The sequence below is a fragment of the Piscinibacter lacus genome (assembly GCF_016735685.1).
GTDB classification, from domain to species: Bacteria; Pseudomonadota; Gammaproteobacteria; order Burkholderiales; family Burkholderiaceae_C; genus Aquariibacter; species Aquariibacter lacus.
The window spans coordinates 1,912,022-1,924,680 of sequence record NZ_JAERRA010000001.1 but is presented as its reverse complement, the minus strand read 5'-3'; the positions used below and the strand labels follow the sequence as shown (position 1 = coordinate 1,924,680).

General features: G+C 69.6%; 7 protein-coding genes. 4 read left to right on the top strand and 3 right to left on the bottom strand.

Features of this window, described 5'->3' with window-relative positions:
• Positions 1-92: 92 nt before the first annotated feature.
• Both JI742_RS08605 and JI742_RS08600 read right to left on the bottom strand, forming a co-directional pair.
• The gene (locus JI742_RS08605; RefSeq protein ID WP_201825597.1) at positions 93-719 is read right to left on the bottom strand and encodes a response regulator transcription factor; all 627 of its coding nucleotides are present in this window, start codon (positions 717-719) and stop codon (positions 93-95) included.
• Complete coding sequence (locus JI742_RS08600) at positions 716-3,295, bottom strand: PAS domain-containing sensor histidine kinase (RefSeq protein ID WP_201825595.1); 2,580 nt, start codon at positions 3,293-3,295, stop codon at positions 716-718. The genes JI742_RS08605 and JI742_RS08600 overlap by 4 nt, the downstream gene beginning before the upstream one ends.
• Before the next feature lie 235 nt (positions 3,296-3,530).
• On the opposite strand from JI742_RS08600, the gene aceE reads away from it, so the two are divergent.
• From aceE to JI742_RS08580, 4 genes are read left to right on the top strand one after another with little or no spacing between them, the layout of a single operon-like run.
• Positions 3,531-6,242: a pyruvate dehydrogenase (acetyl-transferring), homodimeric type gene (gene aceE / locus JI742_RS08595; protein WP_201825593.1), complete on the top strand. Its 2,712-nt coding sequence runs from the start codon at positions 3,531-3,533 to the stop codon at positions 6,240-6,242.
• 18 nt (positions 6,243-6,260) lie between these two features.
• On the top strand, positions 6,261-7,991 hold the full coding sequence (aceF, locus tag JI742_RS08590; protein ID WP_201825591.1) for a dihydrolipoyllysine-residue acetyltransferase: 1,731 nt from the start codon (positions 6,261-6,263) through the stop codon (positions 7,989-7,991).
• A gap of 16 nt (positions 7,992-8,007) precedes the next feature.
• Positions 8,008-9,843, top strand: a complete 1,836-nt coding sequence (gene lpdA, locus JI742_RS08585; protein WP_201825589.1) for a dihydrolipoyl dehydrogenase — start codon at positions 8,008-8,010, stop codon at positions 9,841-9,843.
• A gap of 4 nt (positions 9,844-9,847) precedes the next feature.
• Positions 9,848-11,122: a Glu/Leu/Phe/Val family dehydrogenase gene (locus JI742_RS08580; protein WP_201825586.1), complete on the top strand. Its 1,275-nt coding sequence runs from the start codon at positions 9,848-9,850 to the stop codon at positions 11,120-11,122.
• Between the two features lie 30 nt (positions 11,123-11,152).
• Here the strand turns inward: JI742_RS08580 and JI742_RS08575 are convergent, their stop codons facing one another.
• Positions 11,153-12,658: an aldehyde dehydrogenase gene (locus JI742_RS08575; protein ID WP_201825583.1), complete on the bottom strand. Its 1,506-nt coding sequence runs from the start codon at positions 12,656-12,658 to the stop codon at positions 11,153-11,155.
• Between the last annotated feature and the right edge of the window lies 1 nt (position 12,659).

The following is a 12,659-nucleotide window of genomic DNA, read 5'->3' as shown; positions in this document are numbered from 1 at the left end:
TTGAAAGCCTTGATGCCGGGGATAGCGCGCGGCCAAGAAAAAGGCCGCGACATGCGCGGCCTCGGGGGCGTGGGAGAGCGGGCCGGCCCGGTTCAGGCCTTGATGTGCTGGGCGCCCAGGGCGATCTTCAGCAGGTCGGCCACGGTGTTGGCATTGAGCTTTTCCATGATGTTGGCGCGGTGCGCCTCCACCGTCTTGATGCTGATGCCCAGGTCGTCGGCAATCTGCTTATTCAGGCGGCCGGCGACGATCCGCTCAAGCACCTGGCTCTCGCGGGTGGTCAGGCGCGAGAGCAGGGCCTCGCGGCTGGCCTGTTCCTGGTGCTGGCTGAAGGCCAGGCGGGCCTGGTCGAACATGCGCTCGACGAGGCTGAGCAGCTCTTCTTCCTTGAAGGGCTTCTCGATGAAGTCGATCGCGCCCTTCTTCATCGTCGTGACCGCCATCGGCACGTCGCCATGGCCGGTGATGAAGACGATGGGCAGGGGGCTCTTGCGCTCGATCAGCCGGTCCTGCAGTTCCAGGCCGCTCATGCCGTCCATGCGGATGTCGGCGATCAGGCAGGCGACTTCACGCGGATCGAAGCGCGAGAGAAAGGATTCGGCCGAGTCGAAGCACTTGACCCGGTAATCCTTGCCTTCCAGCAACCACTGGAGGGAATCGCGGACGGCCTCGTCATCATCGACGACATAGACCGTGCCTTTCTTCGGGATCAGGCTCATGAGGTTTTGGTCAGGGGAAGGGGGGCGGCTTCAGGACCGGCGCCCGGGGGGCTTTCGGCTTCGGCCGGTTCCACGTCCACCGGCAGGGTGAAGGCGAAGCGGCATCCCACCACCTGCGTTCCATTGTAGAGATTCTCCGCACGGATCCGCCCCCGGTGCGACTCGACGATTGAGCGGCACAGGGACAGGCCGATGCCCAGGCCGTCGGTCTTGGTCGAGAAGAAGGCTTCGTAAAGGCGCTTGAGCACATCCTCGGGCAGCCCCGGGCCGGTGTCGGTCACGCTGAACTCGATCACGCCGCCCTCGTCCGGCGAATGGCGTGGCACGACGCGCAGCTCGATGCGGCGGCGCTGCGTCGGCATGCCGCCCTGGTCGATGGCCTCGGCCGCGTTCTTCAGCAGGTTCAGCAGCACCTGCTCGATCAGGATGGGGTCGACCAGGATCTCGGGCAGGCGCCGCGCGACATAGGTCTGGATGGCCACATGGCGGCGCTTGAGCTCGATCGAGGCCAGCTCGACCGTGTCCTCGACGATCTGCTGCGCCTGGGCCGGCTGGCGCTGCGGCCCGCTGCGCTTGACGAAGGCGCGGATGCGGTGGATCACCTGGCCGGCGCGCTGGGCCTGCTTGGCGGTCTTCTCCAGAGCGGCGATCAGGTCGTCCTTCTGGATGCTGTCGTTGCGCACCCGCGAGACCATGCCATTACAGTAGTTGGTGATGGCCGTCAGCGGCTGGTTCAGTTCGTGGGCGACGCTGGACGCCATCTCGCCCATGGTCATCAGGCGGCTGGTCTGCTGCGAGCGTTCGGCCTGGCGTGCGGTCAGCTCCTCGGCGCGGCGGCGCTCAGTGATGTCGGTGGCGATCAGCATCTGGGCGAGCCGGCCGTCGGTCCACTGCAGGTAGCGGGCGCGGACATCGAACCACTTGTCGAGTCCGGCCACATGCACCTCGCGCACATCGGTGCCGGCGCGGGTCAGGGCCTGGGCCGGCAGGCCGCCGAAGCTGTCGACGGCTTCGTCGACCTCGACCGGCAGCGCCGGGCTGCCGGCCCCGCCCGCCAGCCAGCCGTGGCCGCGGGCATCGCTGCCGAACCACAGCCGGTAGCTGCGGTTGGCGAACAGCAGCTCGCCCTGCTGCACCGACAGCACCGACACCGCCGCCTCCAGCCCCTCCAGCACGGTGGTGAAGCGTTCGTGCGAGGCGCTGAGCTGGTCGCGCACGCGCTTGGCCTCGGTGATGTTGGTCATCGAGGTCATCCAGCCGGTCTGCTGGCCCTTGGCGTCGATCAGCGGCGAGACGTACATGCGCGCATCGAACTCGCTGCCGTCCTTGCGCATGATGCGCACCTCGATGCCGCCGGCCGGGCTGCGGCCCTGCAGCTCTTGCTGCAGCACGCGCATGTTCTCCTCGATGCGATCGCCCGGCCAGTGCGGGTAGGGCGGCAGCTTGCCGATCAGCTCCTGCTCGGCAAAGCCGGTCATCGCGCAGAAGGCGGGGTTCACATAGGTGATGCGGCCGTCGAGGTCCATGGCCCGCATGCCGGTCAGCATGGAGTTCTCCATGGCGCGGCGGAAGTTGGTCTCGGCGATCAGCGCGGTCTGCATCTGCGCGCGCCGCCCCATGTGGCGCCAGGTGCCCAGCAGCATCCAGACGGTGAGGGCCGACATCGCGACCACCATCCAGAACAGGGTGCTGCCGATCAGGCCGGCCGAGGTGCGCCAGCCCTTGCCGCGCAGCACCAGGCCGTTGCCGACCGGGGAGACGACCACCTCCGAGACGAAGGGCGGCCCGCGCTCGTCCTTGGCGCTGGCCCGGCTGACTGTGCTGGCCAGCACCCGCTCCTGCGCATCGACCAGGCTGATGGCGTGGCGCAGCACCACGTCGTTGGGCACATGGAAGCGCAGCAGCGCCTCGGCCGCGTACTCCACCACCAAGTTGCCGGAGAAGACCGTGCGGTCGATCACCGGCACATGCACCTGGAAGACCCAGGCCCCGCCCGGCGCCTGGAAGGGCCGCGAATAGACCGGCTGGCGCAAGTCACGCGCCGCGCCGAAGGCCCAGTCGGCCTCGGTGCCCAGGGTCGACGGAACGGCCGAGGCCGCGGGCGCCGGCAGTTCCACCGTGCGGGCGAAATCCAGCGGCGCGTTGCCCGAGACCCGCGGCATGCGCACCAGTCGCTCGGCGCCGATCCAGGATAGGCCGACCACCTCGGGCCGTTCGCGCACGAAGGCGGTGGCTTCGCTGCGGAACTCGTCGCTGTCGAGCGCCTGGGTGGCCAGCTCGCGGGCCAGGCGGACAAGCTGCTCCTGGTTCTCGATCAGCCGCAGGCGGATCTGCTGCTGGGCGATCTCGGTGTCGCGCTTGACCGACTCCTGCTCCCGCTCGAACTCCTCGTTGCGCAGGTACCAGAAGGCCGTGACGATGGCCGCAAGGAAGAGCAGCACGGAAATCAGCGGGCCCAGGGTGGCGAGCTGGTCCTGGTAGCTCGGCGACTGCCGCTTCCACCAGCGCCCGAACCAGCGTCGCGGGGCCGGGCGCAAGCCCAGCGGCAGATGGGGAACGGGATTGCGCGAGGCCATGCGCCGGATTATCGAGGCGCCCCGCCCGGGCTCGATCCGCGCCCGCCGCAAGCCGGACCGGGCGCCTTCCAGGGCGGCCAGCCCGTCAGGCTATGTTTCGTATCGTAGAAACACGTAGCGCTATTCAAAATGAATAGGCCTTGTGCGAGACTTTTGCCACCCCTGATCCGGCCCATGGATCGGCCGTGATCCGGCCGCCACCCCGGGCTTCACCGAGAGAGCGAGGAGACTCCCCATGTCCGCCGTCCCCGAACCCCAGCGGCCCGTGGCCGCCCACGACACCGACGCCCAGGAAACCCGCGAGTGGCTGGACGCCCTCGGCGCGGTGATCGACAGCGAAGGCCGCGAGCGCGCGCACTTCCTGCTGGAACAGCTCCTCGAAGAAGCGCGGCAGCACGGCATCGACCGGCCCTTCTCGGCCACCACCGGCTACGTCAACACCATCGAGCCCGAGGACGAGGCCCGCTGCCCCGGCAACATCGAGATCGAGGAGCGCCTGCGCGCCTACATGCGCTGGAACGCCATGGCCATGGTCGTCAAGGCCAACCGCCACAACCCCGAGGACGGCGGCGACCTCGGCGGCCACATCGGCTCCTTTGCCTCGCTGGCCCACCTCTTCGGCGCCGGCTTCAACCATTTCTGGCATGCCGAGAGCGAAGGCCATGGCGGCGACTGCCTCTACATCCAGGGCCATGTCTCGCCCGGCGTCTATGCCCGGGCCTATCTGGAAGGCCGGCTGAGCGAGGAGCAGCTCCTGAACTTCCGCCAGGAAGTCGACGGCAAGGGCCTGTCCAGCTACCCGCATCCCAAGCTGATGCCCGAGTTCTGGCAGTTCCCCACGGTCAGCATGGGCCTGGGCCCGCTGATGGCGATCTACCAGGCGCGCTTCCTGAAGTACCTGCATGCGCGGGGCATCGCCAACACCGAGAACCGCAAGGTCTGGGTCTTCTGCGGCGACGGCGAGATGGACGAGCCCGAATCCCTGGGCGCCATCGGCCTGGCCGCGCGCGAAGGGCTGGACAACCTGATCTTCGTCATCAACTGCAATCTGCAGCGCCTGGACGGCCCGGTGCGCGGCAACGGCAAGATCGTGCAGGAGCTTGAAGGCGAGTTCCGCGGCGCCGGCTGGAACGTCATCAAGCTGCTCTGGGGCAGCAACTGGGACCCGCTGCTCGCCCGCGACAAGACCGGCGCCCTGCGCCGCATCATGATGGAGACGCTGGACGGCGACTACCAGGCCTTCAAGGCCAATGACGGCGCCTACGTCCGCAAGCACTTCTTCGGCCGCGACCCGGCCACCGCCGCCTTGGTCGCCCCCATGAGCGACGACGAGCTGTGGAACCTGCGCCGCGGCGGCCACGACCCGCAGAAGGTCTATGCCGCCTACGACCGCGCGGTCAAGCACAAGGGCCAGCCCACCGTGCTGCTGATCAAGACGGTCAAGGGCTTCGGCATGGGCAAGGTGGGCGAGGGCAAGAACACCGTCCACCAGACCAAGAAGCTGACCGACGAGGACATCAAGGCCTTCCGCGACCGCTTCAACATCCCCATCCCGGACAGCGAGCTGCCCAGGCTGCCCTTCTACAAGCCGGCCGACGACACGCCGGAGATGCAGTACCTGCACGCCCGCCGCCAGGCCCTGGGCGGCTATCTGCCCAAGCGCCGGGTCAAGGCCGACGAGCACTTCACCGTGCCCTCGCTGGAAACCTTCAAGGCCGTGCTGGAGCCCACCGCCGAGGGCCGCGAGATCTCCACCACCCAGGCCTATGTGCGCTTCCTGACGCAACTGCTGCGCGACCAGGCCCTGGGCCCGCGCGTGGTGCCCATCCTGGTCGACGAGGCCCGCACCTTCGGCATGGAAGGCCTGTTCCGCCAGGTCGGCATCTACAACCCCCTGGGTCAGCAGTACACGCCGGTCGACAAGGACCAGGTCATGTACTACCGCGAGGACAAGGCCGGCCAGATCCTGCAGGAGGGCATCAACGAGGCCGGCGGCATGAGCAGCTGGATCGCCGCGGCCACCAGCTACAGCACGAGCAACCGGATCATGATCCCGTTCTACGTGTACTACTCGATGTTCGGCTTCCAGCGCATTGGCGACCTGGCCTGGGCGGCGGGCGACATGCAGGCGCGCGGCTTCCTGCTCGGCGGCACCTCGGGGCGCACCACGCTCAATGGCGAGGGCTTGCAGCATGAGGACGGCCACAGTCACATCCTGGCCGGCACCATCCCCAACTGCATCAGCTACGACCCGACCTTCGCCCACGAGGTGGCGGTCATCATGCAGCACGGCCTCAAGCGCATGGTCGAGAAGCAGGAGAACGTCTTCTACTACCTCACCCTGCTCAACGAGAACTACCCGATGCCCGGCCTGCGCCCCGGCACCGAGGAACAGATCATCAAGGGCATGTACCTGCTGGAGCCAGGCGCCGGCCACCCGGGCATGCCCACGGTCAACCTGCTGGGCTCGGGCACCATCCTGCGCGAGAGCATGGCCGCCCGCGTGCTGCTGGCCAGCGACTGGGGCGTGAGCGCGAATGTGTGGAGCTGCCCCAGCTTCAACGAGCTCGCCCGCGACGGCCTGGCCGCCGAGCGCCACAACCTGCTGCATCCCGAGGTACCGCAGCAGCAGGCCTATGTCACCGAGCAGCTCGGCGCGCATGAGGGCCCGGTCGTCGCCTCCACCGACTACATGAAGAACTACGCCGAGCAGATCCGCGCCTACATCCCGGCGGGGCGCAGCTACAAGGTGCTGGGCACCGACGGCTTCGGCCGCAGCGATTTCCGCAGCAAGCTGCGCGAGCACTTCGAGGTCAACCGCCACTACATCGTGGTGGCCGCGCTCCGCGCCCTGGCCGACGACGGCAAGCTGCCCGCCACCAAGGTGGCCGAGGCCCTCGCGAAGTACGGCATCAAGGCCGACAAGATCAATCCGCTCCACGCCTGAGCGCCGGGAGACATGCACATGGCACTGGTTGAAATCAGGGTCCCCGACATCGGCGACTTTGCGGACGTGGGCGTCATCGAGCTGCTCGTCCAGCCCGGCGACAGCATCCGGGCGGAGCAGAGCCTGATCACGGTCGAGAGCGACAAGGCCTCGATGGAAATCCCGTCCTCGCAGGCCGGGGTGGTCAAGGAACTCAAGGTCGCCCTGGGCGACAAGGTCAAGGAGGGCAGCGTGGTGCTGCTGCTGGAGGTGGCCGATGCGGTCGCGCCGGCTGCATCGGCGGCGGCGGCTGCGGCGCCTGTCGCAGCGCCCGCCGCGGCCGCCATTTCCGCAGCCGCAGCCACGGTGGCCGTGGCCCCGGCCGCCGCACCCGCAGCCGCCGGGCCGGTCGAGGTCTGCGTGCCCGACATCGGCGACTTCGACGAGGTCGCCGTCATCGAGCTGCTCGTCCAGCCCGGCGACACGGTGCGGGCCGAGCAGAGCCTGATCACGGTCGAGAGCGACAAGGCCTCGATGGAGATTCCGTCGAGCGCGGCCGGCGTGGTGCAGGCCCTGCTGGTCAAGCTCGGCGACAAGGTCCGCATGGGCACGCCCATCGTCCGGCTGGCCGGCGTGGCCGGTGCGGCGGCGGCCCCCGTGGCGGCCGCAGCCGCCAGCGTGCAGGGGGCGACGGCTGCTGCGACGGCTGCTACCGCGGCTGTCCCGGTGGCGGTGTCGCCCCCGGCGGCGCCGTCCGCCGCCGCAGCGGCTCCGGCGCCCCAGGCCGTCTCAGCGCATGAGCCCGCCAGCGCGCTCAAGCCCGCGCTGCCGCATGCCTCGCCTTCGATCCGCAAGTTCGCCCGCGAGCTGGGCGTGCCGCTGGACGAGGTGAAGGGCTCCGGCCCCAAGGGCCGCATCACCCAGGCCGATGTGCAGGGCTTCGTCAAGGGCGTGATGGTCGGCAGCATGCAGACCGCCGCGCAGAAGGCCAAGGCCCCGGCGCCTGCGCCCGCGGCGGCCGGCGGCGGCGAAGCCTTCCCGGGCCTGCTGCCCTGGCCCAAGGTCGACTTCGCCAAGTTCGGCCCCGTCGAGCGCAAGGACCTCAGCCGCATCAAGAAGATCAGCGGCGCCAACCTGCACCGCAACTGGGTGCTGATCCCCCACGTCACCAACCATGACGAGGCGGACATCACCGAGCTGGAGGCCTTCCGCGTCCAGCTCAACAAGGAGAACGAGAAGTCCGGCATCAAGGTGACGATACTGGCCTTCATGATCAAGGCGGCCGTCGCGGCGCTGAAGAAGTTCCCGGAGTTCAATGCCAGCCTGGATGGCGACACCCTGGTGCTGAAGAACTACTTCCACATCGGTTTCGCGGCGGACACGCCCAATGGCCTGATGGTGCCGGTGATCAAGGACGCCGACCGCAAGGGCATCCTGCAGATCAGCCAGGAGATGTCGGAGCTGGCCAAGAAGGCCCGCGACGGCAAGCTCGCCCCGGCCGAGATGAGCGGCGGCTGCTTCAGCATCAGCTCGCTGGGCGGCATCGGCGGGCGCTACTTCACGCCCATCATCAATGCGCCCGAGGTGGCCATCATGGGCGTGTGCAAGAGCACGATCGAGCCCAAGTGGGATGGCAAGGCCTTCCAGCCGCGCCTGACGCTGCCGCTGAGCCTGAGCTGGGACCACCGCGTCATCGACGGGGCCGCCGCGGCGCGCTTTAACCTCTACTTCGCGTCGCTGCTGGCGGACTTCCGCCGCATCGCCCTCTGACCGGAGCCTGCCCATCATGGCGATCGTGGAAGTGCAAGTGCCCGACATCGGCGACTTCGAGGAGGTCGGCGTCATCGAGCTGCTGGTCCAGCCCGGCGACACCGTGCGGCTCGAACAGAGCCTGATCACCGTCGAGAGCGACAAGGCCTCGATGGAGATCCCCTCCAGCGCGGCCGGCGTGGTCAAGGAGCTCAAGCTCAAGCTGGGCGACAAGGTCCGGCAGGGCAGCGTGATCCTCACGCTGGAATCGGCTGCGGTGGCGTCGACGCCCGCTGCGGCGCCGGCCGCAGCCCCCGCGCCTGCGGCAGCTCCGGCCCCGGCCCCCGCAGCGCAGGCGCCGGCCGTCGCCGCCACCCCGGCCGGCCGGCATGCCGGCCCGGTCGATGTGGAATGCGACCTGCTGGTGCTCGGTGCCGGCCCCGGCGGCTATTCGGCCGCCTTCCGCGCGGCCGACCTGGGCCTGAAGGTGGTGCTGGTCGAGCGCTACGCCACCCTGGGCGGTGTCTGCCTGAACGTGGGCTGCATCCCGTCCAAGGCCCTGCTGCATGTGGCGGCGGTGATGGACGAGGTTCGCCACATGGCCGACCTCGGCGTGTCCTTCGGCGCCCCCAGCGTCAACATCGACACCCTGCGCGGCCACAAGGACAAGGTCATCGGCAAGCTGACCGGCGGTCTGGCGGCGATGGCCAAGATGCGCAAGGTCACCACCCTGCGCGGCCTCGGCCGCTTCCTCGACCCGCATCATCTGCAAGTGGCCGAGACGCAAGGGCCGGGCAGCGAGGCCAGCGGCGCGACGAAGGCGCTGCGCTTCAAGCGCGCCATCATCGCGGCCGGTTCGCAATCGGTGAAGCTGCCCTTCTTCCCGCAGGACGATCGCATCGTCGACAGCACCGGCGCCCTGGGTCTGAAGGCCGTGCCCAAGAAGATGCTCATCGTCGGCGGCGGCATCATCGGCCTGGAGATGGGCACGGTCTACAGCAGCCTGGGCGCCCGCCTGGACGTGGTCGAGATGACGGACGGCCTGATGCAGGGCGCCGACCGCGACCTCGTCAAGGTCTGGGAGAAGATGAACAAGGGCCGCTTCGACAAGGTGATGCTCAAGACCAAGACGGTCGGCGCCGAGGCCACGCCCGAGGGCATCAAGGTGCAGTTCGAGGGCCTGGACGGCAGCCGCAGCGAGGGCCTCTACGACCTGGTGCTGCAAGCCGTGGGCCGCACGCCCAATGGCCGCAAGATCGGCGCCGAGCAGGCCGGCGTGGTCGTCACCGACCGCGGTTTCATCCCGGTGGATGTGCAGATGCGGACCAATGTGCCGCACATCCACGCCATCGGCGACATCGTCGGCCAGCCCATGCTGGCCCACAAGGCGGTGCACGAGGCGCATGTCGCGGCCGAGGTCATCGCCGGCGAGCTGCTGGGCGACAAGGAGCTGGCCTCGGCCGCCTTCAATGCCCGCGTGATCCCGAGCGTGGCCTACACCGACCCCGAAGTCGCCTGGGTCGGCCTCACCGAGGACCAGGCCAAGGCCCAGGGCCTCAAGGTGAAGAAGGGCCTGTTCCCGTGGTCGGCCTCGGGCCGGGCCATCGCCAACGGCCGCGACGAGGGCTTCACCAAGCTGCTCTTCGATGACTCGCCCGAAGCCCATGGCCACGGCAAGATCCTCGGCGGCGGCATCGTCGGCACGCATGCCGGCGACATGATCGGCGAGATCGCCCTGGCCATCGAGATGGGCGCCGACGCGGTGGACCTCGGCAAGACCATCCACCCGCACCCGACCCTGGGCGAATCCATCGGCATGGCCGCCGAGGTCGCCCACGGTTCCTGCACCGACCTGCCGCCCGCCCGGAGATAAGCGCATGAACAGCCCCCTGTCCTATGTCCACCCCACCGGTGACAGCGCCTGGGGCACCTACCTGTCGCAGATCGACCGGGTCATGCCCTATCTCGGGCCGCTGGCCCGCTGGGCCGAGACCCTGCGCCGGCCCAAGCGCGCGCTCATCGTCGACGTGCCCATCGAGCTGGACAACGGCACCGTGGCCCACCACGAGGGCTACCGCGTGCAGCACAACCTGAGCCGCGGCCCCGGCAAGGGCGGCGTGCGCTTCCACCCGGACGTGACGCTGGAGGAAGTGATGGCCCTGTCCGCCTGGATGACCATCAAGAATGCCGCGGTCAACCTGCCCTATGGCGGGGCGAAGGGCGGCGTGCGGGTCGATCCCAAGCGGCTCTCGCGCGGCGAGCTGGAGCGCCTGACCCGCCGCTATACCAGCGAGATCGGCCTGCTGATCGGCCCGACCAAGGACATCCCCGCGCCGGACGTGAACACCAACGGCCAGATCATGGCTTGGATGATGGACACCTACTCCGTCAACACCGGCAGCACCGCCACCGGCGTCGTCACCGGCAAGCCGGTGCACCTGGGCGGCTCGCTGGGGCGGGTGAAGGCCACCGGCCGCGGCGTCTTCGTCACCGGGCGGGAGGCCGCCCGCCGCATCGGCCTGAACCTGCAGGGCGCCCGCGTGGCCGTGCAGGGCTATGGCAATGTGGGCGGCGTGGCGGCCCAGCTCTTTGCCGAGGCCGGCGCGCGGCTCGTGGCCGTGCAGGACCACAGCGGCACCCTGCACCGTGAAGCCGGCATCGACACCCACACCCTTGCCGCCCATGTGCAGGCGCAGGGCGGCGTGGCCGGCTTCCCCGGCGCCAGCCCGCTGGATGGCGAGGCCTTCTGGGACACGCCCTGCGACATCCTCATCCCCGCGGCCCTGGAAGGCCAGATCAGCGCCGACCGGGCCGGCCGCCTGCAAGCCCGCTTGCTGCTGGAAGGCGCCAACGGCCCCACCGTGCCCGAAGGCGACCGCATCCTGGGCGAACGCGGCGTGCTGGTGGTGCCGGACGTGATCTGCAATGCCGGCGGCGTGACCGTCAGCTACTTCGAATGGGTGCAGGACTTCTCGTCCTTCTTCTGGACGGAAGACGAAATCAATGTCCGCCTCGACAAGATCATGGTCGACGCCCTGGCCCGCATCTGGGACGTGGCCGACCTGCACCGCATCCCCCTGCGCACCGCCGCCTTCGCGGTGGCCTGCGAGCGCATCCTGATGGCGCGGCAGGATCGCGGGCTCTATCCCTGAGCCCCAGGCCGCGGGCGCGCGCCGGGCGCTTCAGCCCAGCCGAATCCAGGTCGTCTTCAGCTCGGTGACCTTGTCGAAGGCGTGCAGGGACTTGTCCCGGCCGTTGCCGCTTTGCTTGACGCCGCCGAAGGGCACGGTGAGGTCGTCCTCGTCGTACTGGTTGACGTGGACGGTGCCGGCCTGCAGGGCGCGGGCCACGCGGTGGGCGCGGTCGAGGCCGCCGGTCCAGACGCTGGCCTGCAGGCCATAGGGCGAATCATTGGCCAGGGCCAGGGCCTCGGCCTCGTCGCGGAAGGGGATCAGGGTCACGACCGGGCCGAAGATTTCCTCGCGGGCGATGCTCATGCCGTTGTGGGCGCCGGCGAAGACGGTGGGCTCGACATAGACGCCGCCGCTCTCCGCCCGCGCCTGCCGTCCGCCGGCCAGGCACTGCGCGCCTTCGGCGCGGCCGGCCTCGATGTAGCCCAGCACGGTGCGGAGCTGGCCCTCGTCGACCAGCGCGCCCATGACGGTGGAGGGGTCCAGCGGGTCGGCCGGCTGGTACTTGGGCGCCTCGGCCGCCACGCGGCGGCCAAAGTCCTCAGCGATGTCGGCCTGCACCAGCACGCGCGAGGGCGCATTGCAGCTCTCGCCCTGGTTGAAGAAGATGCTGCCGGCCAGGGTCTGGGCGCAGCGGTCCAGGTCCGGCGTGTCGGGAAAGACGAGGAAGGCGCTCTTGCCGCCCAGCTCGTTGTAGACGCGCTTGAGGTTGCTCTGCCCGGCGCAGACCAGCATGTGCCTGCCGACGCGGGTGGAGCCGGTGAAGCCGAGCACGTCCACATCCATGTGGCGGGCCAGGGCCTCGCCGGCCTCGGGGCCGTAGCCGGGCACGACGTTGAACACGCCCGGCGGCAGGCCGGCCTCCAGCGCCAGCTCGGCCAGGCGCAGGGCGGTGTAGGGGCTCTTCTCGCTGGGCTTGAGCACCACGCTGTTGCCCGCCGCCAGGGCCGGCCCCAGCTTCCAGGCCGCCATGATCATGGGGTAGTTCCAGGGCACGATGGCGCCGACCACGCCGACCGGCTCGCGGCTGATCAGGGCCAGGGCGCTGGGGCCGGTGGGGGCGATCTCGCCATAGACCTTGTCGACCGCCTCGCCGTACCAGGCCAGGGTGCGGGCGGTCGAGGGCACGTCCACCGCCAGGCTGTGGGCGATGGGCTTGCCCATGTCCAGGGTTTCGAGCAGGGCCAGTTCCTCGCGCGCGGCCAGCACCTTGTCGGCGAAGGCCTGCATCACGCGCTTGCGTGCGGCGGGCGGGCGGCCGGCCCAGCGGCCGTCGGCGAAGGCGGTGCGGGCGGCGCGCACGGCGGCATCCACATCGGCCGCCTGGCCGCGGGCGACCTCGCCCAGCGCGCGGCCGTCGACCGGGCTGCGCTTGAGGAAGGTCTGCCCGTCCTGCGCGGCCTGGCGGCGACCGTCGATCAGCGCCCGGCCGTCCAGCCCGGCCGCCAGGCAGGCGGCCGCGCGGGCGGCCCAATCGATACGCGCGCTGGAGCTCATG